The organism is Bacillus sp. LR--39, assembly GCF_053613335.1.
The window spans coordinates 1,939,717-1,965,891 of sequence record NZ_JBSIOT010000001.1 but is presented as its reverse complement, the minus strand read 5'-3'; the positions used below and the strand labels follow the sequence as shown (position 1 = coordinate 1,965,891).

The following is a 26,175-nucleotide window of genomic DNA, read 5'->3' as shown; positions in this document are numbered from 1 at the left end:
GTGACTCCCATACAGCTTCCGTTTTCTGAACATTTGCTTAAAAACGAGGCAGTCGCGCATAAACGGCGGGTCTGTACCTTATTTATAATAATAAGAGGCATGGAGCTGAGGCTTCATGTCTTTTTTTATACAAAAAAATGAAAGAAAGACAGGTGTGATGCATGTGGCGGTATTAGCGAAAACAATGAAAAACAATCCGGAAAAGCTTGAGGGCGGCTGATTGATGAAAGGGGATGACGGTATTTGTTTACTGTATTAAAAAAGCTCGCGTGGTTTTTTAAAGCCTATTGGCTGCGCTATACGACAGCGATTGTTCTGTTATTGATTGTGAATGTCATTGAAATGTTTCCGCCTAAACTTCTCGGTAACGCGATAGACGATATGAAGGCGGGCGTGTTTACAAAAAGCGGGATGCTGTTTTACATATGTGTTTTTCTCGCATTAACGGCAGCCGTCTATTTACTGTCTTATTTTTGGATGTATCAGCTTTTCGGCGGGGCGAATGTCATGGAGAAGATTCTCCGTTCAAAGCTGATGGGAAGGCTTCTTCAAATGTCACCGCCGTTTTACGAGAAATACAGAACGGGCGATTTAATGGCGCGGGGGACAAATGACTTGCAGGCCGTCAGTATGACGACGGGCTTCGGGGTCTTAACGCTCGTTGATTCGACGATGTATATGCTGACGATATTTTTGACAATGGGGCTTCTCATCAGCTGGAAGCTGACATTTGCCGCGATTATTCCGCTGCCGATAATGGCGGCTGCGGTCAGCCTGTACGGAAAAAAGATCCATGAGCGGTTTACGGAAGCGCAGGATGCTTTCGGATCATTAAATGACAAGGTGCTGGAGTCGGTATCCGGCGTCCGGGTCATCCGGGCTTTCGTACAGGAAAAAAATGATGTCAGCCGGTTCGGTGATATGACGGCGGATGTATATGAGAAAAATATGAAGGTGGCGTTTATCGATTCACTTTTTGAACCGACTGTGAAACTTCTCGTCGGCCTCAGCTATCTCATCGGTCTCGGCTACGGCGCTTATCTCGTTTTTCAAAACCGGCTGACGCTGGGAGAGCTGGTATCGTTTAACGTGTACCTCGGAATGATGATCTGGCCGATGTTTGCGATCGGAGAATTAATCAATATCATGCAGCGCGGAAATGCTTCCTTGGATCGTGTGAATGAGACGCTTTCCTATGAGCCTGACGTGACGGCACCAAAGCACCCCGCCGGCATCAAGGAGCCCGGGCGTCTTGTTTTTGAACAAGTGACTTTCACGTATCCGAGCGGAGCGGGACCGGCGGTTTCTGATGTATCTTTTTCCGTTGAAAAAGGGCAGACACTCGGCATCGTCGGGAAGACGGGAAGCGGAAAGACGACGATCATTAAGCAGCTGTTGCGTGAATATCCGCCCGGGGCGGGTGCAATCACGTTTACAGGCGTACCGATTCAGGAGATTCCGCTCGAGGAGCTCCGCGGGTGGATCGGCTATGTGCCGCAGGATCATATTTTATTTTCAAAGACTGTAAAAGAGAATCTGCTTTACGGACGGCAGGATGCAAACGAAGAGGAAATCGGCAGCGCGCTGAAAGATGCGCATTTTGAAAACGATATCGGTATGCTTTCCGACGGGCTTGAGACGCTTGTCGGCGAGAAGGGCGTAGCGCTCTCTGGCGGACAAAAGCAGCGCATCTCAATTGCGAGAGCGCTTTTGACTGATCCTGACATTCTCATATTAGATGATTCGCTTTCTGCCGTAGACGCGAAAACGGAAGCCGCCATCATTGACAGCATCCGTAAAAAACGGCGGCATAAAACAACGATTATCACCACCCACCGGCTCTCGGCAGTTGAACACGCAGATCTCATTCTCGTCATGGATGAAGGCCGGGTGTCTGAAAGAGGCACGCACCGGGAGCTATTGGCGCAGAACGGCTGGTATCGAAAACAATATGAGAGGCAGCAGCTGTCCTCTCTTGAAGAAGGGGGGACGGGCGCATGAAGACCGGAAGAAGATTATGGAATTACGCGCTTCAATATAAGAAGCTGCTGATATGGGCGGTCGTCCTGCTCATTATTGCGGTCGGCACTGAGCTGACCGGCCCGTTTATCGGAAAAAAAATGATTGACGACCACATTCTCGGCATTGAAAAAACATGGGTTAAAGCCTCTGCGGACGATCCGGGCGCCGTCAGGTTCCGGGGGCATGATTATGTCAGGGAGGACCGGCTCAAACCGGGGGCGGACAAAACCGGAGAGGCGCACATTTATCAAGTCGGTGCGGGCTACTATTTTGTTGACCGTCCCGTCAGTTTTGACGGAAACCGTTCGGTGTCTGACGGCCGGCTGACGATATCAAACGGTAAAGAAAGCAGGTCATATCCCGCCATTACGTTATCAAGACAGGAGATTTTTCAATTTTACCGTCCGGAAATAAAAGGATTGCTGACGCTGACCGCCATTTACGCGGGACTGCTCATGTTTTCCGTATGTTTTCATTACGGCCAGCATTATCTGCTGCAGATGGGAGCGAACCGGATCATACAGCGCATGAGGCAGGATGTATTTTCACACATTCAGAAAATGCCGATCCGCTACTTTGATAATCTGCCTGCCGGAAAAGTCGTGGCCCGCATTACGAATGACACAGAAGCGGTCAGGGATTTATATGTAACGGTGCTGTCGACATTTATCACAAGCGGCGTTTATATGCTCGGCATTTTTACGGCGCTGTTTATGCTTGACGTCAGGCTGGCCGCCGTTTGCCTGCTGATTATTCCGATTTTAATGATCTGGTCGGTTGTCTACCGCAAATACGCATCCGTCTTCAACCAAAAAATCCGTTCCATTAACAGTGACATCAATGCGAAAATGAACGAGTCCATTCAAGGGATGCCGATTATTCAGGCGTTCCGCCGAGAGAAGGAAACGATGAAGGAATTTGAAGAATTGAATGAAGCTCATTTCCGCTACAAAAACAAAATGCTGTCCTTAAATTCCCTCATGTCCCACAGTCTTGTCAATGTGTTGCGCAATCTGGCGTTTGTCGGGCTGATCTGGTATTTCGGGGGCGCGAGTCTGAGTGCGGCCGGAATTGTTTCAATCGGTGTTTTATATGCATTTGTTGATTATTTAAACCGTTTGTTCCAGCCGGTTACGGGGATTGTCAACCAATTTTCAAAGCTTGAATTGGCCCGTGTCTCTGCCGCCAGGGTATTCGAGCTTTTACAGGAGGAGGAAACGGAAGAAGAAGGCGCTCCCGCAGACAGAAAGGCGAAAGGAACTGTGGAATTCCGCGATGTTTCTTTTGGATATCGAAAGGGAGAAGAGGTGCTGAAACACATCAGCTTTACAGCTGAAAAAGGGGAGACGGTCGCCCTCGTCGGCCATACGGGGTCCGGCAAAAGCTCCATCCTGAATCTTCTGTTCCGTTTTTATGATGCTCAAAAAGGGGATATTCTGCTGGATGGTCAGAGCATATACGGCATGTCAAGGCAGGAGCTGAGGTCGCATATGGGCATTGTGCTGCAAGACCCGTATCTTTTCTCGGGCACGATCGGCTCCAATGTGACGCTCGATGATCAGCGTATTTCTCTGGAGCAGGCGGAAGAAGCGCTTCGCCAAGTCGGTGCCGCAAGTCTTCTGCAATCTTTGCCGAAGGGCATCAGAGAGCCCGTCACCGAAAAAGGCGGCACCCTGTCCTCAGGCCAGCGTCAGCTGATTTCTTTTGCAAGAGCGCTTGTGTTCGATCCGGCCATTTTAATTTTGGATGAGGCGACGGCGCACATTGACACCGAAACAGAAGCAGTCATTCAAAAAGCGCTGCAAGTGGTTCAAGAAGGGCGCACGACATTTATTATCGCCCATCGGCTTTCCACGATCAGACACGCCGACCAGATTCTCGTGCTGGAAAAGGGCCGCATCATTGAAAAGGGAAGCCATGACGAATTAATGGCGCAAAAGGGGCAGTACCGCCAAATGTATGAATTGCAGAAAGGAACGGCGAAGTCCGCGGTGTAATCGGAAAGGGTGAATCTAAAGGTTCGCCCTTTTTTTCATTCAGTAAGCCAGTCCCACCCGTTTTCTGACAAACTGAGGGCTGATCAGCTCACGGTACAGAAAATGCGCCGTGTCTCCGACGGTGATTTCAGCGCCGTCTTCAGGAAGGCGATCCTGTTCGAACCGGTAAACTCCGGCAGCATCTCCGTCAGGAAGGTAGGTGGGACAGATGATCGTCCAGTCAAGATCCTCTGCCAGCAGCATCTCGTATACGCGGGCGTGTTCCTTTGCGGCTCTTGTTGATTTTCGTTTTGATTCTGCCGATTCAAAACGGTATTGATCAGGCATAAGCCGTGATTGAAGGATACCCGCGGTGCCGATCGTAATCAGACGCTGAACACGATGCCGTTTCATGCTGTCTATTATATGGGTTATAGCGGCTGAAAGGGTATCGTCACCGTCCGTGCCGAGACAGCTCACGACTGTGTCCGCTTTGGAAATCAATCGGCTTACATCTTCCCGCCGCCTCGCATTCCCTGTTATGATTTGTTTTTCAGGAATGGGAAGGACTGTACCGGCTGATCTGACAAGAGCGAATATCTCCATGTGTCCATGTTTCTGCGCTTCTTTTATAAAAGCCTGTCCGACTCTTCCCGTTGCTCCGAGTAAAGCGATGTTCATGTAAAAAACCTCCTCGCCGCTCATTATATCATTCAAAGCAGCGGGGAAAAGAATACCTGTGAATAAACGGGAAATGGTGGGCAACATATTCATTGACCAAAGAAACACTTACGAACTGAAACAGCTCCCAATTGACTGAGGCAATGAATGACATGTTTTCCCTCCTTTTTTCCTAGGGTATGTGGAATAGGAAAAAAGGGTGACGGCATAAAAGAAGACGCGGTATCCCGCGCCTTCTGTAAGCCATTTATTGAGTTGTTATTGTACGCCTTGGCCGCCCATGTTCTGCTGTGCGAAAGATACTAGACGTTTAGTGATTTCTCCTCCGACAGAACCGTTTGCACGAGAAGTTGTTTCTCCGCCAAGGTTTACGCCGAACTCAGAAGCAATTTCGTATTTCATTTGGTCGATTGCTTGAGCAGCGCCGGGTACTAATAGTTGGTTTGAAGAGTTGTTGTTTGCCATTTGTATGATCTCCTTTATTAAGTAGTATGGTTGGGTTTGCTGGAATTGCACCAGCCGATGGTTTTCGGAATGAAAACCATTGCCAGCTCGGCTTCACCCAATGCTGTTTGCCGCTTTGTACTACGTATTATGGTGAATCAAACGGCATCTCATTCGGAAAACGGTGTGGTAAATAGCGGAAGGAAAAAAGAAAAGCCCAGCCTGGTGCGGCTGAGCTTTTAGCTTTCAGTCATATATGTGATAAAGCATTAATTCATGCAGCTCTTTTACGAGAGCCGGCTCTTCTTTTCCCGGATGTGTGTGTCCCCATTCAATGTCTCCGGACTTATGGTAAATCCCTTCATAATGCGTACCCTGCCAGTAAAATGAAATCCGCCATCCGGGCAGTTTCTCTTTTTTGAATAACGGTTTCCAGCTGAAGTGCGAAATCATGACGTTCACGCTCCTTATGGGAAATGTTGATCTTGTTCATTGTAGCTCATCGTTCATTGCCTGTCCCGGGTAAACCAAAAAAAGACAGCCTCACCGCCAAAGTTTTTCCGGGGCGGTGATGGACCGTTCTGATAAATACGACGCGTATTCAAAATTTCTCCGTTTTGTCAGGTAATCGACCGATCTCAGCTTCGGATGGGAAAAAATGCTGCGCCCGGGGCGGGAATTGGCTTCAAACATCCAAACTTTCCCTGAATGATCGACGCCGAGGTCAAAACCGATTTCGCCGATAAAACCTTCAATGTGCTCATTTAACACGCGGCTGACCGCCAAGGCGGCTTTTGAAAGTTTCCGCATCATGCCGACTCTCTCGCGCGGATCGCCGTATAATTCAGCTAACGTCCTGACTTCTCCACCGGTTGCCAGATGCGTCGTGATGCTGTTTTCACCGGAAATTTTTGCCGCAATGGCCGTCACTGTCCATTTCCCCTCGGCGTTTTTATTCGTGTGCACCCTGAAATCGACGGGGCGCCCATCCAGCCGGATCAGGTCAATGCCTTGCTGAATTAAAAATGCGGACGGGTCATTGTTTTCTTTAAATGCTGTCATGAAGGATGCCGCATCTGAATACTCTGCCGTCACCACCGTTTTTTCCTCATTCGTGTGTTTGACAGATAAGCCGGCATCTGTTTTTTCCACCTTGTAAATCCCCGTTCCGAGTGCACCGTCTGCAGGTTTGATATAGACGGTGCCAAATGTGCTGCATAACGTCTCTAACGCTTCCGCATTCGGGTGCAGGACAGATTTTGGCAGAAGTGAAGCGGTGAGACTGTTTTTTTCCAGAAGCTTATGAATGTCCCATTTATTAAAGAATTGCGGATTAAACCACGGAATCTGATAGTCATTCATCAGCCTCTGTTTTGTCTGCTGTAAAAGCGGAACTTCTTCCGTTTTTCGGCTCGGGAGCCTGTCATATACGACATTCGGAAGCGGGACGGCCGTCCGTTTCCAGCTGTTTTCTTTATAAATCAGCGCTTGGACGGTGCCTTCTTCCCAGTTGATCTGATGGGCCCCGAAAACGAAACAATATCCGTTCGCCTGTTCATGAAGAGAGAGCATCTTGGAAAAGAAGGCTGTACGGTCTCTTAACGGGCGGGACGGCGATGATGTGAACCCAGCTGTGAAAACGCCGATCAGCGGTCCGATGTGCACCGTCTGGCCGTGTATGAGAAAGTCAGCCCGGCTTTTATGCGGTATCAACAGCTCCTCAAACAAATCTTCAGAAAGGAGCGCGCTTTTTTCAAGTGATTGAGAAAAGGCTACACGGCATTTGACAACCTTGGTCCCGAAGGCAGCGGATAAAAGCCCTTCCCGTTTCATGGAGGAGGGGAGAAACAGCGTATTTTTGCTTTTTTTATCGATGCCGACAATCATCCCTTTATGATTCACGCGGTAATACCCCTTTCCGGCTTTCCTGTGACTGAAGCTCACGGAAGCGTCTCAGCGGACTCGTATACAAATCCTCTTTCGCCTCCGGAGCCACGCTTAAAATAGCTTTTCGTCCCGGCTTTGAGTTGACATCCAAAAGCCAGATGCGTCCGTCTTTGGCATAACAAATATCGAGCCCCAGCTCAAACAGCGGCCCGAACCGTTCGTCAAGGAAATAAGGGACGGATTGGGTGATCGAAAAGACATCATCCAATAAAACGGCCTGCTGCTTTCTCGGAATTTCCTCAAACCATGTGTCAAACTTAATCGGTTCTGATCCTCCGGGCAAATGAGATAAAAGACCGTTCTGATAGCCCCTTCTGACCGCTTTTCCGACCGTTTCCCAAACGCCTGACTCAGTTTTACGCATGAAAATGCGGATGTCGCACGGATGCCGCTCTTTATCCTGGATATTTAAGTAGGATTGAAGCAAATAGCGGTGCTGCAGCACTTTTTTGCACCAAGACTTAAAAGACACGTGATTGGAAAATGATTTTGTTTGTTTGTTTTTTCCGATATAGTAAGTGGCCGTAATTGATTTTTTGCCTGTTTCAAGCAGGATGATGCCTCTGCCTCCCGCGCCGAAAGCGGGCTTAAGTATACATGCTTTTTCCTTGGCTAAGTATGATTGCACCTGTTCATAGCGGCTGACTTCGGCCGTTTCAGGAATATAGGGACTGATCAGATGATGCTTTTGGAGCGCATCCGTGATCGTCCATTTATCAGGAAGCCCCCGGCCGATAAATTCCGTTTTCGGATATTTTTTCAGCCATTCGACGATCGGTTTGGCTTTTTGCGCTTCAGCGGATTTTCCGTAAAAACAGCGGTCGTAAATATATTCGGGAATATCGATTTCCGTTTCGTTCCACTTTCCGCTTTGCGGGTGATAGACGAGCGCTTTCACGCGCAAAGAATCCGGAAATATATCAAACGGTGTAAAGCGGGCTAAGCGCACATTATATTGAGGCGCTCTTTCAGCCAATTCCCCGGCGTAATCTTCTTCGTGCCGGCGGGATACAGACATAAAACCGAGTGTTGTCATATTATTACTCCCCCTTTATTCAAAAAGCCGCTGATGGAACGGCCCTTCCATCCAATAAATATGCTAAGCGCATCATAAAAGATGATCTACTGTAAAGAGTACGAAACAGCATCTTGCCTTATTCCTCACAAACAACAATTCAGGTTCTTCATTTGCCCGCATGCCCGCCAGCCTCTATAATACGAATAGATATATCATCAAGAAAATAGAACATAAGATGGAGGCAGAAGAAAAGGAATGGGCATAGCAGGAACGTTTCTATTTATGATTGTGATCGGAGCCGCGATCGGTGCGGTGACGAATCATCTTGCCATTCAGATGTTATTTCGTCCGTACCGGCCGTATTACCTGTTCGGAAAACGGGTTCCGTTTACGCCGGGGCTGATCCCGAAAAGACGGGATGAATTGGCAAAACAAATGGGGCTCATGGTGACGAACCACCTTTTAACCCCGGAAGGAATAAAAAAGCGGCTTTTATCAGATACCGTTAAAAACCAGGCGCTTCTTTTCGCCGAACAATTCACGCAAAAAATGGCCGCTTCCGAGATGACGGTGCACGAAGCTTTGGCCGCCGCGGGCATCGGGAATCCGCAGGAAAAGACGGATGCCTGGATTGACCGTTTTACCGATGAAAAGCTTTCGGAACTGTACCGGAAATATGAGCACCGCGCCATAAAAGACTGGCTTCCTGATGAGCTTCAGGAAAAGCTGGATGAAAAAGTCCCGCTGGCCGCAGATTATATTCTGAAGCGGAGCATTGATTATTTTGAGAGCGAAGAAGGGAAAGAAAGGCTCGGAAATATGATTGACGACTTTTTGAATTCCCGGGGGATGCTCGGCAGCATGGTGCAGATGTTCCTCGGCAATTCAAGCTTGGCAGACCGTGTGCTGCCTGAGCTGTTAAAGTTTTTGCGCAATGAGGAAACGAAAAAGCTTCTGGCTGATCTGCTTTCTCAAGAATGGGGCAAGCTCAAATCTTATACACTTTATGAGGCCGATGAAAAGTGGAATGCGAAAGATCTGCTGTTCAGCATGAAAAAGCGGGCTTTGGCCGCACTTCAAACCGCGCCCTTTTTCGAATGCCGGCTCGGTGACATCATCTCCCGTTATGAAGGGGAGATTACGGGAACGTACGCGCCGAAGCTGCTTGATGCGGCACTCGGCAGTATTGCCGCTCATTTGGAGGATGTGCTGAAACGGCTGCGTCTTGAGGAAGTGGTCAAAGAGCAGGTTGATCAGTTTCCCGTTGAACGGCTGGAGGAAATGGTGCTGTCGATTTCCAAGAGAGAATTTAAGATGATAACGTATTTAGGCGGTCTGCTCGGCGGGATAATCGGAGCAATTCAGGCTTTGTTTGTCATTCTTTTCTAAGGAAAACATACGCCGATGATGAAAGTCGCTCCGCAGTCTGTTATAGTGGAGTGGTATGTCCGAAAGGAAGAAAGGAGCGGTTATTATGGCAGTTCATTTTTATGATGCAGCATATGATCTTGAAAAAGCTTTGCGAAACAGTGATGAATACAGCCGTCTGAGAGGGCTTTATGATCAAGTAAACGCAGATGAATCCGCAAAACGCATGTTTGATAACTTCCGCAATGTACAGCTGCAGCTTCAGCAGAAACAGATGTCAGGTGAAGAAATCACTCAGGAAGAGGTAGAGCAGGCACAAAAAACGGTTGCTCTCGTACAGCAGCATGAATTGATTTCTCAGCTGATGGAAGCGGAACAGCGCATGAGCATGCTGATCGGCGAGTTAAACAAAATCATTATGAAACCTCTTGAAGAGCTTTACGGCAGCCCGGAATAAGCTCCACACCCCTCCATCTATGAAATGGAGGGGTTTTTTTATTCAACAGAAAAATCAAGCGAACCTTTTACCGTTCCGTTAATGATGACAGACAGAGTGTGAATTCCCCGATAATGCTTGCGGGTGGTTAAATCTTTAAGGGAATGATGTTTGCTGAAGGCTTTTACGTCTCCGTTATCCATGGCGGACTCCGACATCTTAAACACCTTGCGGCTGCGGTGCCCCCTTTTCTTTACAAAATCAATCGCGTATTCAACCCTGACTTTTTGCCGGGCGGATGAGCGGATCTGAAAAGAAAAATGTATGCTTGTTCCGATGGCGGCCGTTTCCGAATTCAGTGTAAAACGTTCCAATGAAATCCGGGTGGCGTCTTCAAACCCGAAAACCGCAAGTGCCTGTTTGTCTCCTCTTTTTAACAGTGTCCTGCAGGCGTGCTTCAAAATCCAGTCCGTGTGCGGACAGCTTCCGAACCGCTCGGCTGCGATCTGTACCAGAAGATCCGGATGTGTTTTGGAGATGTCATTCAGGTTATTCGCCACGCTTTTTCTGACATATAACGAGTCATCCTGCATCAAGCGGTCCAGAACAGGGAGAATCGGGGAAGGATCGTCAAGAAGAGCCGGAATGGAGATTCCCCACGGCAGGCGCGGTCTTGAGCCTTCGCTGGCAAGCCTTCTGACATGTTCGTCCGGATGCTCCGTCCAGGAAAGGAACTCTTTGAACATCCGCTCCCGGTCAAGCCTGATATACGGGCGGACCGCAAATTCGGAAGTGGAAAAACGAGTGAAATACTGAAGCGCCTTCATTGATTCGTCCCAGTGATCCGTTCCGTACTGTTGGACATAATCGGGAAAAATAATCCCGGCGAGCCCTGAGAAGCGGGGAGCTGTCTCATATAAGACGTCAAGCGCCCGTATGTAATCCTTCGGCAGTGTTTCATATAAAGAGTCTGTGATCCGGCGCATCCGCTGTTTTAACGTCAGTCCGGGCCAATCTTCCTGAAACATCAGCGCCCGGCACTTGTCCCGCTCAAAAGCCGGATACGCCGATTTGATTCTGTTCAGAAGTGCTTCTGCAAATTCTTCGTTATAAATATCTTTTAATAGAGACATGACAGTCACCGCTTTTTTTCTTTTATTATATGAGAATGTATGTTCCCTTTCAACTTTATCATACATTCAGCATAGATATTTCCTCTGATTTTTTTAGTTAAAAAAACCCTTGTTTTTTAATAATATAATTGAGATAATAACTCTGAAAGCGCCTACACTTACAGATGATCTAAGGATACGGTCGCCTATACTGCCTGGTATGTTAAGGGGTAGCAACAGAGAGTAAGTGAAACGAGCGCATCAACGGTCAAATAAGGGGTTCCTGATATATTTCGTAAATAGAAATACACATTGGGGAGAAGGCAGCAAATCGATCGTATCCCAACAAAACGACAGTTCAAAGTCTGCTTGAGGCAGGCTTTTTTGCTGCGGAGAAAAGGTTGTTCTAAACAAAGAGACAGGGTCATATCCTAATGACAAGTACAGTCATCAAGGAGGGGGACTTCTCTGTGTCAAAACAAATGCTGGCGTTAAATATAGACGGAGCGCTTCTTCGCTCCAACGGCAAACTTCATCAGACGACAAAGGATGCCATCGAATACGTCAAGAAAAAAGGAATTTACGTCACACTGGTCACAAACCGCCATTTTCGCTCCGCTCAAAAAGTGGCGAAAATATTAAAGCTGAATGCGAAATTGATTACCCACAGCGGCGCATACATTTCTGAAAAAATAGATGAGCCGTTTTTTGAAAAGAAAATATCAGAAGATCACACGTTTAATATTGTTCAGGTGCTGGAAAGCTATCCATGCAATATCCGGCTTCTTCACGAAAAATATTCGATCGGAAACAAGAAGAAAGTGAACTCCAATCTGGTCGGGAAAACGATGATTCATCCGTCTGACCCGATTTTTTATCCGGTGCAGTTTGTCGAATCATTAAGTGACCTGCTCCTTGATGAGCCGGTTTCAGCGCCCGTCATTGAAGTGCATGCCGAAGATGGCCTGCAGGCTGATATAACGGATACGATAATGAAAGCATTCCCGGCCGTCGATGTGATCCGCGTCAACGGAGAAAAACTGAACATCGTGCCTAAAGGGGTTTCAAAAGAAAGCGGACTTTCGATGGTCGCCGCTGATCTCGGGCTTTCAATGGAAGAGGTTGTGGCTATCGGCCATCAGGAAGATGATCTGCCGATGATCGAGCTGGCCGGTCTCGGCGTCGCGATGGGGAATGCCTCAAATGAATTAAAAAGAAAAGCGGACTGGGTGACAAGGTCAAATGATGAACAGGGAGTCGCCTATATGATTAAGGAATATTTCCGCATGCAGCACCGCAAAGGCTTTCTCGATAAGTTCCATATGAAACGGCCGTAATCAGAGCCGCAGACGCGAACCGCCGGTCTGCGGCTTTTTCGCGGATTGATTTTAGCCTGTTCTTTCTGTACACTAAAGAAAGTTTTGAATCTGAAAAATAAGGTGATCACATTGCAAATAAAAATAGACGGCATCACGGATGACAGGCTGCATCGTCCGCTGCAAAACATCGCGAATTTGTTTTTTGAAGAGTGTGTTCTTGCGTACGGCGAAACGGAGGAGCCCTCTGATCTCGTCATCTCACTTGCCATTTCTCAAGATGCAGACAGCGTGTCGGTATCCGGAGAAATCAAAGGAACCGGCGAAAAGGAACATCATACGAAACCGCTTCTTGCCGGATGGAGCGAAAAAGAAGTATTTAAACAGGTGAAAAACACGCTGTCGTACGTCTACTTAAATCTTCTTCAATCGCATACGGGCATGACACAAAAATGGGGCATCTTAACCGGCATCAGGCCTACTAAACTTCTTCATAAAAAGCTGCAGAGCGGCCTGACAAAAGAAGAGGCGCACGCCGATCTGAAAAAAGATTATCTGATCCATGATGAAAAAATCAATCTGATGCAGGAGATCGTCGACCGTCAGCTCGCTGCGGTTCCCGATCTGTACCGGGTCAAAGATGAAGTCAGCATATATATCGGCATCCCGTTCTGCCCGACAAAATGCGCCTACTGCACGTTTCCGGCTTATGCCATTCAAGGACAGGCGGGAAGAGTCGGCTCCTTTTTATGGGGGCTTCACTATGAAATGCAGAAAATCGGAGAATGGCTGAAGCGGCATGATATCAAAGTGACGACCATTTATTTCGGCGGCGGCACGCCGACAAGCATTACCGCTGAGGAAATGGATCTTTTATATGAAGAAATGGTCCGCTCTTTCCCGGATGTCGCGAATATCAGGGAGATTACCGTTGAAGCGGGCCGTCCCGACACGATTACGGAGGAAAAGCTGGCCGTTTTAAATAAGTATAAGATTGACAGAATCAGCATTAACCCGCAATCTTATGAAAACGAAACGCTTAAGGCCATCGGCAGACACCATACAGTTGAAGAAACCATCGAAAAATATCATCTTTCCCGCAAACACGGCATGAATAACATCAACATGGACCTGATCATCGGCCTGCCGGGAGAAGGGACGGCTGAGTTCAGGCACAGTCTTGAGGAAACGGAAAAGCTGATGCCTGAATCTTTGACCGTTCATACGCTTTCTTTTAAACGGGCGTCAGAAATGACGAGAAACAAGCATAAGTATAAAGTTGCCGACAGACAGGAAGTGTCCCGCATGATGGATGACGCCGTCCGCTGGACAAAAGAGCACGGCTATACGCCGTACTACTTGTACCGGCAGAAAAACATTCTCGGAAACCTTGAAAATGTCGGCTACTCCTTCCCTGGTCAGGAAAGCATCTACAACATTATGATTATGGAAGAAGTGCAGACGATTATCGGTATCGGCTGCGGCGCGGCAAGCAAATTCATTCATCCGGAAACCGGAAAAATCACGCACTTCGCCAATCCGAAAGATCCGAAATCATATAATGACCGATTCGAGCATTATACAGAAGAGAAAATCAAATACTTAGATGAGATGTTCGTCAAATCTGCATTATAATATCAAAAACGGCACGGAATCAGCGTGCCGTTTTTTTTATGTTTAACCGTCTGCAAAAACGGGAAAAGACCATCAGACTGTTATTCGTAAGAGGTGTAATTATGTATGATGTCATAGGAGCGGGAATCGGGCCGTTTAATTTAGGGCTTGCCGCATTGTTAGAGGATATACCCGGAACAGACGCTCTTTTTTTCGATAAAAAGAAAGAATTTGCGTGGCATCCCGGTCTATTAATTAAAGGGACGGATTTACAGGTGGCGTTTCTGGCGGACCTGGTCACGCTCGCCGATCCGAAAAGCCGCTACACGTTTTTAAACTTTCTCCATGAACATGACCGGCTGTACCGGTTTTATACGTTTAATGAATTTGATATTCCGAGACGGGAATTTAACGACTATTTGAGCTGGGCGGCTTCAGAAATCAAATCATGCCGTTTCGGCTCAGAGGTAATCGGTGTGAAAAATGCCGGCGGACATTATGACGTCAGCGTCAAGAACATTGAGGACGGAAGCATCAGTGTCTATCAAACGAAGCATTTCGTCATGGGGACGGGGTCTGAGCCGCTTATTCCCGCAGAGATTGCTGACGAAGCGCGTCAGGACACGATGGTCAGCACGGAATATTTGTTTCGGAAAGACGAGCTCGCCGGCGCCGAATCAATTACAGTGGTCGGCTCCGGACAGAGCGCCGCGGAGATCTTTTCTGACTTATTGCACGATGAACAATACCGCCGCAGCCGGCTGCAATGGGTGACACGCTCCGCCGGATTTCGAGAATTGGAAACCGCCAAGCTCGGGCAGGAAATGTTTACACCTGATTATGTGGAATATTTTAACCGCCTGCCTTTTAAAGAACGGCTGAACACACTCCCTGAGCTGGACGGACTGCGCCACGGCATTGATTCTGACACACTTGCCGCCATTTACGATGCCCTGTATCACAGATCGATCAGCGGAGGTTCGCCTGACGTGTATATTCAGCCGATGGCGGAGCTTGAAAAAATTGAAAAGCAAAACGGGCGCTGCGTACTGAGCTTTCATCAATGGCAGATGGATGAAACCTTTACGGCCGATTCAGAAAAAGTGATATTGGCGACCGGTTTTAAACCTCATATTCCGGAATGGTTTACGGCAATTGCCCCTGATATCGAATGGGAGGATGAGAAACGGTTTAAAGTGACGGCAGATTCCCGTCTTGTCTTTAAGGACGACAGGCGGCATCATTTTTTCACATTAACGAATCTTGATCATGCTCACGGAACGGGCGCTACGAATTTGAAGCTGTCTGTTTACAGAAATCAAAAAATCATCAATACCATTCTGGGAAAAGAGCATTTCTCCATTAATAAAAAAACGGCTTTTCAGCAATTTCTTCCTGCTCAAAAAAACTGACCTCTTATGAAGAGGTCAGCTTTTTTTTATGATTTCTGCGGCTTCTTTTCAGGCGTCTTCCATTTGAACACGCTGTTCAACAGGAGATATATCCGCTTCGATTCTTTCGTGAGCAAAGGGCCGAAGATGGCCAGTATCAGAACATATAAGGCGGCGAAAGGTTTAAGTGAAGCGGACAGGCCGCCGGCGATGCCGAGATTTGCGACGATAATGGAGAATTCGCCGCGGGACACAATGGTCAGCCCGATATTGGACGATGCTTTATGAGAAAGCCCCGCCCGGCGCCCGGCGATCATGCCGGCGATAAAGTTTCCGGCAATCGTCAGCAGAACGGCGCCGAGGGCGAGCCATACCGCATCTCCGAGTGAAAACGGATCAATGCTGAGACCGAAGCTGAAGAAAAACATGGCCCCGAAAAAGTCACGGAACGGCACGACAAGGTGCTCAATCCTGTCAGAATGGGCCGTCTCCGAAAACACGAGTCCGAGCAAGAGCGCGCCGATCGCTTCAGCGACATGAATCGTTTCGGAAAAGCCGGCAATGAAAAAGAGCGCGGCGAAAATGACGATGACAAATACCTCGTTTGAACGGATATCAAGCAGCTTGTTCAGCAGAGGCGGCAATTTTCGAGCGGCAATGAAAAACAGCAGCATATATCCGAAAGCGATCACGATTGACATCAGCGCGCCTCCGACAGACGTCGCGTCTCCCAGAACAAGCCCGGAAACGACGGATAAGTAAACCGCCAGAAAGATATCCTCAAACATAATGATGCCGAGAATCAGCTCTGTTTCCGGATTGGCCGTGCGCTTTAAGTCGACAAGCACCTTTGCGACAATGGCGCTTGATGATATCGTGATGACGCCCGCCAATACAAGCACTTCCAAAAAGGAAAAGCCCGTAATAAAGCCGTAGATCAGCCCTAAACTGAAATTAATCAGAATATAAATCGTTCCGCCGGCGGCGATTGAACGTCCGGATTTGACTAATTTTCCGACCGAGAATTCAAGCCCGAGGTAAAAGAGGAGGAACAGGACGCCCATCCGCCCGAAAAATTCAATCACTTCCCGGCTTTCGATAAACGTCAGGTCAATGATGCCCGCTTGGGGCGCGTGCGGCCCGACGAGCATTCCTAAAATGATCAGGAAGGGGATGATCGAGAATTTAATTTTATTGGCGATGACACTCGCAATGGCCACAAGAACTAATGCCGTACCGACTTCAAATACGAGATGGTCCATAAACAGATCACACTCCGTCTCTGGAGAGGAAGTCTTGGATCAGCTTTTTCAGATGCTTTCTTTCACCTGAGAGGACGAGTGTATCGTTTGTTTCAAGGAGCGAATCAGCGCCCGGGTTTAAAAACTTTTTCTGGTCATGCTTAATGATGGCGATGACCGTCACGTCATAGTTTTGGCGCACATCCAGTTCGCCGAGCGTACGCCCTGCCGCTTTTGCCCCTTTTTCAACTTTAAACCATTCGATAATCAGATCGCTGAACGCCATTTCAATCGATTCAAGCGCCTGCGGTTTGTACACCATCCCGCCGATAATCGCGGCAATCTGTCTTGCTTCCGCATCATCAAGTGAAATGCTTGCCAGAAGCTCATCAGGGTCGCGGTCATCGAATCTGTAAATTTCCCGCCTGCCGTCATCATGAATGATGATCGTCATTTTTTCATGATTTCTCGTTTCGATTTCGAATTTTTTCCCGATGCCGGGCAGATCGTTTTCTTTAATATTCATAAAAAATCCCTCCGGAATATACTGTTTTTACACCGTAAATACAGATTGGCAATGAGAAATGGTCTGATGCCGGAGGTAATTTGACTGGTATTGTATCGGAATGGCGCATGTCCTTTCCATTGTGGAATCAATGAATTGATCAAGAGGTTTGACAGATAACAGGGAGATCATCCGGGATAACGCACCGTATCCTTTTGACAGGCCTTGCGGAGCGGTTTTGGTTTGAACCGGCGTCTTTGCCGATTCCGTTTCCTGCGGGTAAACCGAAATTTGTACATGGCTGTCTGTTTCTGTCACCAATTGGGAAGGAAGAGCGACATCCGAAGGGGGGAACAGCACCATAAAAAAGCTCAGTAACAAGCTGAGTATCACATATTTCATTATCGGTGTTTTTCCCCCCTTTTGTTTTGTATATCAATTTCACTATATAAAAATGTATGTTCAGTTTCAAATGATATGCATTTTTCGGTATCTGTTGACCTTGAAAAATAAAGGAGTTTCGCTTCGGAGAAAGGAATATATCATTTGAACAAAATATGTAAGCGGATTCAAGGGGGATGTAAACATGCAGTATATTCGTTATGAAGAAAAGGGAAAGATCGCAGAGATTGTGCTGAACCGGCCTGACAGTTACAACGCGCTGAATGAACAAATGCTCCGGGAATTGGAAAATGCATGCGTGATGGCAGCCGACAGCGAAGCGCTTATCGTGCTTTTACGGGGGGAAGGCCGGGGATTTTCCGCGGGCGGTGATATTCAGATGATGACGTCGGATCATGATTCAGGAGAATATGAACGGCTCATGAAAATGATCGAATCCATTACGCTGACCCTCTATGATATGAAAAAAATTGTGATTGCCGCCATCCACGGAGCCGCGGCGGGGCTCGGGCTGAGTTTCGCGCTGTGCGCCGATATGGTGCTCGCCGAAGAAAACGCCCGCCTCGCGATGAATTTCATCGGCATCGGATTGGTTCCCGACGGAGGAGGCCATTATTTATTAATGAGACGCGTCGGTGAGATCGAAGCGAAAAAACTGATTTGGAGCGGTGAAAAATTGCCTGCTGAAAAAGCTGTGCGGCTCAAGCTGGCCGACGGGCTGTTCAGCGGAGGTCCTGCGGAGGGGGCACAACCGTATATCGACCGATTGCTGCATGCGCCGCTGTCAGCGATGATTGAAACGAAGGCTATTTATCAGAGCCTCCATATCAGCCGGTTAAAAGACGTTTTGTCTCTTGAACGAAAGGCCCAGGAAAATATGAGAAGAACGGATGATCATAAAGAGGGCATCCGCGCCTTTTTAGAAAAACGGACGCCGCAATTTAACCGGTAAAATACAGAAGCCGGAAAGCTTCTGTTATCTGTGGAATAAAATCAGCTTTCCGGCTTCATTTACCAAGCGATGAGTACTGTTCTCAAGCTTTTTTTCCTTTAATAAAGCCTCTCCGGCGGCCTTCGCCTCCGCCTCATTATCCGCTTCGATTCGTTCATTCAGCAGCGTTTCTCCCGACGCATGGAATGCGGTCAATACATATTGTCCCATCATGTCACCCCCTTTATAGAATGATATTCTGATAAAGAATTTAAAATCCTCCATTAATTTTTACCCATTATTAGTATATAATGGGTCAAGGAAGGAGTTGGATTCGTGCTTACAATTGAAAACGTAACGAAAACATTCGGCAGCTTTACCGCTGTTGACAATTTGAACCTGCAAATACCTGAAAGGGAAATGTTCGGGCTGCTCGGCGCAAACGGCGCGGGAAAAACGACGACCTTTCGGATGATTTTAGGTCTTTTAAGCCTGACTGACGGGCATATCACCTGGAAAGGGCAGCCGGTCAATTATTCCATCAGTGAAAAAATCGGCTATCTCCCGGAAGAGCGGGGGCTGTACCCGAAAGTGAAGGTGAGTGACCAGCTTGTCTATCTGGCGAGATTAAAAGGAATGGGCAAAAAAGAGGCGGAAAAAGAGCTCATGACATGGCTCGAGCGGTTCGGCATTACAGATTACAAGAATAAGAAAGTCGAAGAGCTGTCGAAAGGAAACCAGCAGAAAATCCAGTTCATTTCGGCCGTCCTGCATAAGCCTGAACTGCTGATTCTCGATGAACCTTTCAGCGGTCTTGATCCGGTGAATGTCGAGCTGCTGAAAGAAGCGGTTATTTCTTTGAAAAACAGCGGCGTTTCCATCGTTTTTTCAAGCCACCGAATGGAGCATGTGGAAGAGCTTTGCGAGAATTTGTGCATTCTCCAGAAGGGAAAACCCGTCGTCCAAGGCAATCTGAAAGACATTAAGCGGTCTTTCGGCAAAAAAAATGTCACCGTTCATTCAGATGATGACCTCAGCTTTTTAAAAACGCATGAAGGCGTCGTGAAATGGAAGGAAACAAATGACGGGATCAGACTGCAGGTCGCGAATGAACCGGTTTCTCAGGATATTTTCCGGGCGCTGCAAGGGAAAGGTTTTATACGGAAGTTCGAATTGGAAGAGCCGTCACTGCATGATATTTTTATAGAAAAGGTGGGGGCCGTTTATGAGTAAATTTTGGATTATGCTGTTTCATACATATAAAAACAAAATCACGACAAAGTCATTCATTATTTCGACCGCCATTACCGTTTTATTAGTATTAGCGGTGACCAACCTGCAATCGATTATATCCGTGTTTCAATCGGATGACGGCAAGCAGCAAATCGCAGTGATTGATGAAACGGGCGGGCTGTACCCGGCGTTTGCAAAACAGCTTAAAGCGGCGGATACAGACAATGATCTGCAGGCAATGGAGACGAAGGAGTCCGAAAAAGATGCCGTAAAGCGTGTCAAAGACGGTGAATGGGACGGACTGTTTATCATCAGACAAGATCAAAAAGGTACGATAACAGGAGCATACAAGGCGCTGACCATTTCCGATGAATCAGCGTATAAACTGCTCAAGCAGGCTTTAACCCAGACAAAAACCGCTGTCGAAACCGCCAAGCTTGGCATTTCGGCAGAAAAAGTCAGCAGCCTCTACACTCCGCCGGAAGTCAGCAAAGACGCGCTGGAAAAAGGGGCGAAGTCTGAGGAAGAGCTCGGTCAGGTAATGGGGCTTGTATACATCATGCTGTTTGTCATCTACTTCTCAGTTATCATGTACGCAAGCATGATTGCGATGGAAGTGGCGACGGAAAAATCGTCCCGCGTCATGGAAATTTTAATTTCAAGCATGCCGCCGATTCAGCAGATGTTTGCCAAACTGTTCGGTATCGCGCTCGTGGGGATCACACAGTTTGCGGTGCTGATTGCAGCGGGTTATCTCTCACTGAAGCTGAACCCTCAAAATGATGCGTCGTCGCCGATCAGTGCATTTCTCAATTTTACGGATGTTCCCGTCTCGACGATAGTCTATGCCGTCATTTTCTATTTGCTCGGCTATTTTCTTTACGCGACGCTTGCCGCGTTTCTAGGCAGTGTTGTCAGCCGGATAGAGGACGTACAGCAGACGATTCAGCCGATGGTTTTTTTAGTCGTGGCAGGTTTTATGATCGCCATGTTCGGCATCGGCAATCCTGACGCCGGTTTTATTACCGTTACATCTTACATTCCGTTTTTCACGCCGATGATTATGTTTTTACGCGTCGGGATGCTCGATATCCCGTTTTGGCAGGCTGCGGCCGGAATCGCCCTGACACTGCTCACTATCGTGATCTTTGCAGCGGTCGGCGCGAAAATTTACAAAGGCGGCGTTTTGATTTACGGAAACGCCAGCGGATTCAAAGCGATCAAACAAGCGCTGCGTATCTCCAAGAAATAAGTGAAACAGCCCGGAACAGCCGGGCTGTTTTTTTTATTTTACAGAACGTGCATTCGTATAAAAACGGTGCTAAAATAAGGGTAATTCAATTTGCAGAAAGGGGAGGGCGAGATGGCTGATCTGACGTTTATTCATGCCGCTGACCTGCATCTGGACAGCCCGTTTTACGGCATTTCGAATCTGCCTGAACCGGTATATGCGCGTATTAAAGAAAGCACATTTCACAGCGTCCGCCGACTGACGGACGGGGCACTCCGGGAGCAGGCAGATTTCGTGCTGCTTTCGGGGGATCTGTTTGACGAAGCCAACAGAAGTTTAAAAGCCCAGCTGTTTTTGAGAAAACAGTTTGCGAGATTACAGGAAGCGGATATCCAAGTGTTCGTCATATTCGGCAACCATGATCATTTGGGCGGTAAGTGGACGCCGATTGAATGGCCGGAAAATGTACATATCTTCACCTCGGATACACCGGAGGAAAAATCTTTCTTTAAAAACGGAGAGCTTGCGGCAAGCATATACGGATGCAGCTATCAGGAAAGAAGCGTAACGGTCAATCAGGCGGCCCGTTACCGGAAAATGACCGGCGCGCCTTATCATATCGGCATGCTCCACGGCATGTTATCAGGAGCGGAAGGGCATGACCCGTACTGCCCGTTTACGAAAGAAGACCTTGAAAAAAGCGGCATGGATTACTGGGCTCTCGGACACATTCATAAACGGCAGGTTCTGTCCGCCCAGCATCCCGCCGCCATTTACCCCGGGAATATTCAAGCCCGGCATTTAAAAGAAACCGGGCCTAAGGGATATTATCTCGTCCGGGCGGCAAACGGTGAGATGTCTTGGGAATTCAAAGAAGCGCATGATGTGTTATGGGAGGAGATTGATCTTGATATCTCCGGAGCTGAACATATGACTTCACTTCTGAAAACCGCATCGGATACATTCTCCGGCTTGCGCGCGGCGGGCCGCCCGGCATGTGTCAGGCTGGTGCTTCGCGGCGCGGCGCCCCGCTTTTGGACGGAGGCGCCCGCAGGCATTGCGGAGGAGCTTCTTTCCGCTTTACAGGAGGAAGAGGCCGAAGAGGAATGTTTCGTCTGGCCGCTTGCGCTTGAGGATCGGACGGACGAAACAGACAGCGGGCCGCCCGATCCGTTTTTTAAAGGGCTGCTTCAGGACATAGAACAATGCGCGGACATGAGCGGTGTATTTGAAGCCCTTGAGCGTCATCCCGTATACCGGCGTCAGATGGCTTCATTTACAGATGAAGAGATACTGGATATTAAGCGGCAGGCTCAAGCCGTTTTAAGACGCCAAATGAAGGAGCTTCAGCGATGAAAATAACGGCGATGCATATTTACCAATATGGAAAATTTTCTGACCGGAGTTTTCAGCTGTCAGATTCTCCCGTGCAAGTGATCTACGGATTAAATGAAGCGGGTAAAACGACATTGATGTCCTTCATCAAAAGCGTGCTGTTCGGTTTTCCGAAATCAAAAAAATACGAACCGAAAAACGGCGGGGTTTACGGCGGCACTGTGGAATTGAAGCATGGCGATCACGGTGCTGTCAAAATCGAACGGACAAAAGGCGCCGCCGAAAAAGTCAGAGTGTATACGGCTTCAGGCGAAATCAAGGACGGAGAATGGCTCAAACAGCTTCTCTCCGATACAGACCGGGCGCTGTACGAAGCGATCTATTCGTTCGATGTATTCGGACTGCAGGAGATTCAAGCTTTTAACCGGGACAAAATCGGCGAGTTTCTCCTGTATTCGAGCTTATTCGGGTCGGAAGCGGCGGCAAAGCTTGACGGACGACTGGCAAAAGAACTTGACAGGATGTATAAGCCGAACGGGCGGAACCCCCGCTTAAATCAGGAGTTGGATACATTAAAGCGGCTCAGCGCCCAGCTGAAACAGGCGGAAGCTGCGGAAGCGGGCTATCACAGCCTTCTGGAAGAGAAAAAAAGCGCCGGCGGCCGTTTGCAGGATGCCGAAGCACGATTGAAAGACATAACTGAAGAAATCAAAACAGTAAAATCGGCGATAGAAGCAAAGCCGCTCGCAGACAAAAAAACAGCCTTGGAAAGCGAACTTTCTTCTTATCCGGAAGCATTGAAGCAATTCCCGAAGGACGGAATGCATCAGCTTGAAAAATACGAATCGCATCTCCATCCGAAAGCGGCCCGTCTTGAGGGGCTTCGGGCAAAAGCGGCTGAACTCAGGCGGCAGGCTGATCTGCTCGCTCCAAATGAGGACTTGCTGCAAAAAGAGCGGCAGCTGCAGGAGCTTTCCGGCGAGCAGCATATGTACGAATCGCGCGGCGAACAGCTTGCCGCCATCCAATCACAGATCCGGCAGACATCTGCCCGCGTTTCGTCAGGATTGCAGCAGCTCGGAAGACATGAGGAGGACGGCATTCTTTCACTGAACACCGATTATGAATATGAATGGCGGCTGCAGGAAGCCGTGCAGAGCGCCGGACAGGCTAGAGAAAGAAAGACACAGCTTGATGCGATTTTCGAACAAGCGCGGCTGGAGCTGGAAGAAGCCGAACGAAAACATGCCGTGACGGCGGAAAACATTTTGGACCCCGCTGTCAGGAAAGAAAAAGAAGCCGCTTTACAATCATATAAGCAAACGGCTGATACAGAAGGAAACAAATGGCAGGCACATGTACAGCATCTGGAAAAACAGCGCGCCAAACAAAAAAAGCTCTTTCTCTGTGCGGGCATTCTGTTCATTGCGATTTTCGCTATGTTAAAGGAATGGCTGCCCGCTGCCCTTTTTACCGGTGCTCTGCTGCTATATATGCTGTCCGGCATGCAAAAACCGCTGCCGTCAGAAAGAGGAGGGCCCGGACACAAGAAAAAGAAGCCGGCGATCTCCAAAGAAGCGGCTGATCTTCTGCAGGAAGAGCTTTGGCGTGACGGCCGGCACCGGCAGCAGCTGATTGCGGATCAAGCCGTGCTCGAACAGAAAGAAGCGGCATATGAAAGAGTCATCCGCCAATATGAAGAATGGGAGGCCGAAATGGCGCCGTCTGAAAAACAGGCGGAACTTTTTATGAATGAACTGGGGTTTTCAGGAAGTCCTTCCCATCTTCTTGACGCATATCATGTGATGAAAGATGTCAAAAAAGAAATCCTTAACAAGCATGAGCTGACCATTGAAGCGGGCAGGCTGCAAAAGCTGCAAAGAGCATTTGAGGACCGGGTCAAAAAGCTGAGTCCTTCAGACGGAAGGGAGCTGTCCGTAAAAGAAAGACTGCACGTTTTGCTGGCGCAGGCGGAACGGGCCCGTGAGGAAGCAAAACGAAAACAGGCGCTCGAAACGGATCTGCTGCATGCACAAGAGCAAATGCGTGAATTAAACGAAGAAGTTCATTACTACGAACAGCAGGTCAAACAGCTTTTCATGGCGGCAGGCGCAAACAACCGCGAACACTTTTGTGAACTCGCCAGGCTGAATGAAAGCCGCCGGGAAACAGAGCGGCAGCTGCGCGAAATCAAAACGCACTTGTCCGGCATAGGCGGAAAACAGCTGGAGCCGTACATGAGCCGCACAGTGTCCGAACTTGAACATACAGTCGTTCAGAAGGAAACAGAGAAAAAAACGCTTGAGGAAAAAAGCGCCCAGCTCCGTGAGCAAACCGCTTTATTAACGGTGAAGCAAGAGCAGCTGGAGTCCTCGGGGCTTGTATCCGATTTAAAACAGCAGACAGAAATGCAGAAGGAGCGCGTGAAAAAAAACGCTAAAGAGTGGGCTGCATTACAGACGGTCAGACACATCATCAGGGAAAAAATGGAGCGGCATAAAAAAGTGACGCTTCCCCGTCTGTTAGAAACCGCCGGTGCATTATACGGACCGCTTACGGACGGACGCTATCACAAATTGTATTTCTCCGAGGCTGATGATTCCATTATGGTCATGCGGAAAGACGGAACGGTGTTTTCTGCAGGCGAACTCTCACAGGCGGCATGCGAGCAGCTTTATGCGGCGATTCGTTTTGCCCTTGCGTCAGAGAGGGAATCTGCGGTATCACTGCCGTTTTTACTTGATGACAGTTTTGTCCATTTTGACAGGCAGAGGCTGCAGCGGCTGTTTGATGTGCTGAATCAGCTTTCAGAAGGCGGGCGGCAGATACTTTATTTCACCTGCCATGAGCATGTCAGCCGGTCTTTTCACAGCGGACAAGTCATGCGGCTCCTGTCATAAAAGAGTTTATTTTCAAAAAAGAGGTATGTGCTATACTGGTATTATGTAAGATATGGAGGGAGCTTTTAATAGAATGGCAAAAGGTATTATGCTGCACGAGGTCGGCGAGCAGGTCGATCAATACTTTCTGATTAAATCTTCGACTAAGGGAATCGCAAGCAACGGAAAACCATTCCTGACGTTAATGCTGCAGGACCAATCGGGAGATATCGAAGCGAAGCTGTGGGATGCCAAGCCGACTGATGAAGTAACATACGCGGCGCAGACGATCGTGAAGGTGATCGGAGATGTCCATCACTATCGCGGACGAAACCAGCTTAAGCTGAGAAACATCCGGCCGGCCGGCGAGAACGAAAATGTCAGCATTGATGATTTTCTGGAAACGGCGCCGATTCCGAAAAATGAAATGATGGAAACCGTCACTCAATACATTTTTGAAATGAAAAACCCAAACATCCAGCGGATCACAAGACATCTGGTCAAAAAATATGCGGCTGAGTTTATGGATTACCCGGCTGCGGCTAAAAACCACCATGAGTTCGTCTCCGGGCTCGCGTATCATGTAGTGTCCATGCTGAACCTGGCAAAAGCGATTGCCGATCTGTATCCGTCTCTTGACCGGGATTTACTGTATGCCGGAGTCATTCTGCATGATCTAGGCAAAGTAAAAGAGCTTTCAGGCCCCGTCTCCACAACGTACACCGTGGAAGGGAATCTGCTCGGGCACATTTCGATCATGGTGACAGAGCTTTCAAAAGCAGCCGAAGAGCTTCAGATTGACGCTGAAGAAGTGCTGATTCTGAAGCATTTGATTTTAAGCCATCACGGAAAAGCGGAATGGGGAAGCCCGAAACCGCCGATGGTGAAAGAAGCGGAAATTCTGCACTACATTGACAATCTGGATGCAAAAATGATCATGATGGACAGAGCGCTGGAACGGGTGAAGCCGGGCGAATACACAGAGCGTGTATTTGCGCTTGAAAACCGTTCTTTCTACAAACCGACTTTCCATCAATAAGATAAAAAGGCCGATTCTCTACGATCGGTCTTTTTTACGTTCAGCTCTCATAAC

Annotated in this window: 24 protein-coding genes; 13 read left to right on the top strand and 11 right to left on the bottom strand. The window is 48.2% G+C overall.

Annotation, left to right across the window (positions count from 1 at the left end; all coding sequences use genetic code 11):
• Positions 1 to 243 precede the first annotated feature (243 nt).
• Positions 244 to 2,001: an ABC transporter ATP-binding protein gene (locus ACWHAR_RS09440; RefSeq protein ID WP_032874311.1), complete on the top strand. Its 1,758-nt coding sequence runs from the start codon at positions 244 to 246 to the stop codon at positions 1,999 to 2,001.
• Complete coding sequence (locus ACWHAR_RS09435; protein WP_032874312.1) at positions 1,998 to 4,019, top strand: ABC transporter ATP-binding protein; 2,022 nt, start codon at positions 1,998 to 2,000, stop codon at positions 4,017 to 4,019. Before ACWHAR_RS09440 ends, ACWHAR_RS09435 begins: the two co-directional genes overlap by 4 nt.
• Before the next feature lie 39 nt (positions 4,020 to 4,058).
• Here ACWHAR_RS09435 and ACWHAR_RS09430 read toward each other — a convergent pair whose 3' ends face one another.
• From ACWHAR_RS09430 to ACWHAR_RS09405, 6 genes are all read right to left on the bottom strand, one after another.
• A complete protein-coding gene (locus tag ACWHAR_RS09430; RefSeq protein ID WP_032874314.1) occupies positions 4,059 to 4,679 on the bottom strand; it encodes an NAD(P)-dependent oxidoreductase in 621 nt (206 codons plus the stop codon).
• Between the two features lie 28 nt (positions 4,680 to 4,707).
• Positions 4,708 to 4,833: a hypothetical protein gene (locus tag ACWHAR_RS09425; protein ID WP_007610363.1), complete on the bottom strand. Its 126-nt coding sequence runs from the start codon at positions 4,831 to 4,833 to the stop codon at positions 4,708 to 4,710.
• A 104-nt stretch (positions 4,834 to 4,937) separates the two neighbouring features.
• The gene (locus ACWHAR_RS09420) at positions 4,938 to 5,144 is read right to left on the bottom strand and encodes an alpha/beta-type small acid-soluble spore protein (protein WP_003155280.1); all 207 of its coding nucleotides are present in this window, start codon (positions 5,142 to 5,144) and stop codon (positions 4,938 to 4,940) included.
• A gap of 225 nt (positions 5,145 to 5,369) precedes the next feature.
• Complete coding sequence (locus ACWHAR_RS09415; protein ID WP_012117190.1) at positions 5,370 to 5,585, bottom strand: YheE family protein; 216 nt, start codon at positions 5,583 to 5,585, stop codon at positions 5,370 to 5,372.
• 81 nt (positions 5,586 to 5,666) lie between these two features.
• Positions 5,667 to 7,025, bottom strand: coding sequence for a YheC/YheD family endospore coat-associated protein (locus ACWHAR_RS09410; protein WP_032874317.1), 1,359 nt, complete (start codon positions 7,023 to 7,025; stop codon positions 5,667 to 5,669).
• Complete coding sequence (locus tag ACWHAR_RS09405) at positions 7,015 to 8,106, bottom strand: YheC/YheD family endospore coat-associated protein (protein WP_025284495.1); 1,092 nt, start codon at positions 8,104 to 8,106, stop codon at positions 7,015 to 7,017. The genes ACWHAR_RS09410 and ACWHAR_RS09405 overlap by 11 nt, the downstream gene beginning before the upstream one ends.
• 237 nt (positions 8,107 to 8,343) lie before the next feature.
• Between ACWHAR_RS09405 and ACWHAR_RS09400 the strand changes: the two genes are divergently transcribed.
• Entirely contained in the window at positions 8,344 to 9,477 is a 1,134-nt protein-coding gene (locus ACWHAR_RS09400) for a DUF445 domain-containing protein (RefSeq protein ID WP_032874319.1), read from the top strand.
• A gap of 85 nt (positions 9,478 to 9,562) precedes the next feature.
• Complete coding sequence (locus ACWHAR_RS09395) at positions 9,563 to 9,913, top strand: YlbF family regulator (RefSeq protein WP_014720937.1); 351 nt, start codon at positions 9,563 to 9,565, stop codon at positions 9,911 to 9,913.
• A 38-nt stretch (positions 9,914 to 9,951) separates the two neighbouring features.
• Here ACWHAR_RS09395 and ACWHAR_RS09390 read toward each other — a convergent pair whose 3' ends face one another.
• A complete protein-coding gene (locus tag ACWHAR_RS09390) occupies positions 9,952 to 11,091 on the bottom strand; it encodes a DNA alkylation repair protein (RefSeq protein WP_079891128.1) in 1,140 nt (379 codons plus the stop codon).
• Positions 11,092 to 11,474: 383 nt separating this feature from the next.
• Between ACWHAR_RS09390 and ACWHAR_RS09385 the strand changes: the two genes are divergently transcribed.
• From ACWHAR_RS09385 to ACWHAR_RS09375, 3 genes are all read left to right on the top strand, one after another.
• Positions 11,475 to 12,341 (top strand): Cof-type HAD-IIB family hydrolase, encoded by an 867-nt coding sequence (locus ACWHAR_RS09385; protein ID WP_007409237.1) that lies wholly within the window; start codon positions 11,475 to 11,477, stop codon positions 12,339 to 12,341.
• Positions 12,342 to 12,452: 111 nt separating this feature from the next.
• The gene (locus ACWHAR_RS09380) at positions 12,453 to 13,955 is read left to right on the top strand and encodes a coproporphyrinogen III oxidase (RefSeq protein WP_007409236.1); all 1,503 of its coding nucleotides are present in this window, start codon (positions 12,453 to 12,455) and stop codon (positions 13,953 to 13,955) included.
• A 101-nt stretch (positions 13,956 to 14,056) separates the two neighbouring features.
• Positions 14,057 to 15,346: a lysine N(6)-hydroxylase/L-ornithine N(5)-oxygenase family protein gene (locus ACWHAR_RS09375; protein WP_015417143.1), complete on the top strand. Its 1,290-nt coding sequence runs from the start codon at positions 14,057 to 14,059 to the stop codon at positions 15,344 to 15,346.
• A 26-nt stretch (positions 15,347 to 15,372) separates the two neighbouring features.
• Here the strand turns inward: ACWHAR_RS09375 and ACWHAR_RS09370 are convergent, their stop codons facing one another.
• Genes ACWHAR_RS09370 through ACWHAR_RS09360 form a run of 3 tightly spaced genes read right to left on the bottom strand, consistent with a single transcriptional unit; the run spans position 15,373 to position 17,473 of the window.
• Positions 15,373 to 16,587: a cation:proton antiporter gene (locus ACWHAR_RS09370; protein WP_003155266.1), complete on the bottom strand. Its 1,215-nt coding sequence runs from the start codon at positions 16,585 to 16,587 to the stop codon at positions 15,373 to 15,375.
• Between the two features lie 7 nt (positions 16,588 to 16,594).
• A complete protein-coding gene (locus tag ACWHAR_RS09365; RefSeq protein ID WP_032874321.1) occupies positions 16,595 to 17,092 on the bottom strand; it encodes a cation:proton antiporter regulatory subunit in 498 nt (165 codons plus the stop codon).
• 27 nt (positions 17,093 to 17,119) lie between these two features.
• Entirely contained in the window at positions 17,120 to 17,473 is a 354-nt protein-coding gene (locus ACWHAR_RS09360; protein ID WP_007610381.1) for a hypothetical protein, read from the bottom strand.
• Between the two features lie 184 nt (positions 17,474 to 17,657).
• Between ACWHAR_RS09360 and ACWHAR_RS09355 the strand changes: the two genes are divergently transcribed.
• Entirely contained in the window at positions 17,658 to 18,425 is a 768-nt protein-coding gene (locus ACWHAR_RS09355) for an enoyl-CoA hydratase (RefSeq protein ID WP_032874323.1), read from the top strand.
• 24 nt (positions 18,426 to 18,449) lie between these two features.
• Here ACWHAR_RS09355 and ACWHAR_RS09350 read toward each other — a convergent pair whose 3' ends face one another.
• A complete protein-coding gene (locus tag ACWHAR_RS09350) occupies positions 18,450 to 18,635 on the bottom strand; it encodes a YhzD family protein (RefSeq protein ID WP_015239502.1) in 186 nt (61 codons plus the stop codon).
• A gap of 105 nt (positions 18,636 to 18,740) precedes the next feature.
• Between ACWHAR_RS09350 and ACWHAR_RS09345 the strand changes: the two genes are divergently transcribed.
• The 5 genes from ACWHAR_RS09345 (at position 18,741) to yhaM (ending at position 26,121) form a co-directional block, all read left to right on the top strand.
• Entirely contained in the window at positions 18,741 to 19,637 is an 897-nt protein-coding gene (locus ACWHAR_RS09345; protein ID WP_007409231.1) for an ABC transporter ATP-binding protein, read from the top strand.
• Positions 19,630 to 20,889 carry an ABC transporter permease gene (locus ACWHAR_RS09340; protein ID WP_007610385.1) on the top strand — a complete coding sequence of 420 codons (1,260 nt, stop codon included), beginning with the start codon at positions 19,630 to 19,632 and terminating at the stop codon, positions 20,887 to 20,889. Before ACWHAR_RS09345 ends, ACWHAR_RS09340 begins: the two co-directional genes overlap by 8 nt.
• Before the next feature lie 111 nt (positions 20,890 to 21,000).
• Positions 21,001 to 22,224, top strand: coding sequence for a metallophosphoesterase family protein (locus ACWHAR_RS09335; RefSeq protein ID WP_032874325.1), 1,224 nt, complete (start codon positions 21,001 to 21,003; stop codon positions 22,222 to 22,224).
• Positions 22,221 to 25,103 carry an ATP-binding protein gene (locus ACWHAR_RS09330; RefSeq protein ID WP_032874327.1) on the top strand — a complete coding sequence of 961 codons (2,883 nt, stop codon included), beginning with the start codon at positions 22,221 to 22,223 and terminating at the stop codon, positions 25,101 to 25,103. The genes ACWHAR_RS09335 and ACWHAR_RS09330 overlap by 4 nt, the downstream gene beginning before the upstream one ends.
• Positions 25,104 to 25,176: 73 nt before the next feature.
• A complete protein-coding gene (gene yhaM, locus ACWHAR_RS09325) occupies positions 25,177 to 26,121 on the top strand; it encodes a 3'-5' exoribonuclease YhaM (RefSeq protein WP_003155251.1) in 945 nt (314 codons plus the stop codon).
• The last annotated feature ends 54 nt before the right edge of the window (positions 26,122 to 26,175 follow it).

Excerpts from the sequence above, each read along its gene's own strand:
- ACWHAR_RS09435 (WP_032874312.1), top strand. The coding sequence starts at position 1,998 with ATGAAGACCGGAAGAAGATTATGGAATTACGCGCTTCAATATAAGAAG.
- ACWHAR_RS09430 (WP_032874314.1), bottom strand. The coding sequence starts at position 4,679 with ATGAACATCGCTTTACTCGGAGCAACGGGAAGAGTCGGACAGGCTTTT.
- ACWHAR_RS09425 (WP_007610363.1), bottom strand. The coding sequence starts at position 4,833 with ATGTCATTCATTGCCTCAGTCAATTGGGAGCTGTTTCAGTTCGTAAGT.
- ACWHAR_RS09420 (WP_003155280.1), bottom strand. The coding sequence starts at position 5,144 with ATGGCAAACAACAACTCTTCAAACCAACTATTAGTACCCGGCGCTGCT.
- ACWHAR_RS09405 (WP_025284495.1), bottom strand. The coding sequence starts at position 8,106 with ATGACAACACTCGGTTTTATGTCTGTATCCCGCCGGCACGAAGAAGAT.
- ACWHAR_RS09400 (WP_032874319.1), top strand. The coding sequence starts at position 8,344 with ATGGGCATAGCAGGAACGTTTCTATTTATGATTGTGATCGGAGCCGCG.
- ACWHAR_RS09395 (WP_014720937.1), top strand. The coding sequence starts at position 9,563 with ATGGCAGTTCATTTTTATGATGCAGCATATGATCTTGAAAAAGCTTTG.
- ACWHAR_RS09390 (WP_079891128.1), bottom strand. The coding sequence starts at position 11,091 with ATGTATGATAAAGTTGAAAGGGAACATACATTCTCATATAATAAAAGA.
- ACWHAR_RS09375 (WP_015417143.1), top strand. The coding sequence starts at position 14,057 with ATGTATGATGTCATAGGAGCGGGAATCGGGCCGTTTAATTTAGGGCTT.
- ACWHAR_RS09370 (WP_003155266.1), bottom strand. The coding sequence starts at position 16,587 with ATGGACCATCTCGTATTTGAAGTCGGTACGGCATTAGTTCTTGTGGCC.
- ACWHAR_RS09365 (WP_032874321.1), bottom strand. The coding sequence starts at position 17,092 with ATGAATATTAAAGAAAACGATCTGCCCGGCATCGGGAAAAAATTCGAA.
- ACWHAR_RS09360 (WP_007610381.1), bottom strand. The coding sequence starts at position 17,473 with ATGAAATATGTGATACTCAGCTTGTTACTGAGCTTTTTTATGGTGCTG.
- ACWHAR_RS09355 (WP_032874323.1), top strand. The coding sequence starts at position 17,658 with ATGCAGTATATTCGTTATGAAGAAAAGGGAAAGATCGCAGAGATTGTG.
- ACWHAR_RS09350 (WP_015239502.1), bottom strand. The coding sequence starts at position 18,635 with ATGGGACAATATGTATTGACCGCATTCCATGCGTCGGGAGAAACGCTG.
- ACWHAR_RS09340 (WP_007610385.1), top strand. The coding sequence starts at position 19,630 with ATGAGTAAATTTTGGATTATGCTGTTTCATACATATAAAAACAAAATC.
- ACWHAR_RS09335 (WP_032874325.1), top strand. The coding sequence starts at position 21,001 with ATGGCTGATCTGACGTTTATTCATGCCGCTGACCTGCATCTGGACAGC.
- ACWHAR_RS09330 (WP_032874327.1), top strand. The coding sequence starts at position 22,221 with ATGAAAATAACGGCGATGCATATTTACCAATATGGAAAATTTTCTGAC.
- yhaM (WP_003155251.1), top strand. The coding sequence starts at position 25,177 with ATGGCAAAAGGTATTATGCTGCACGAGGTCGGCGAGCAGGTCGATCAA.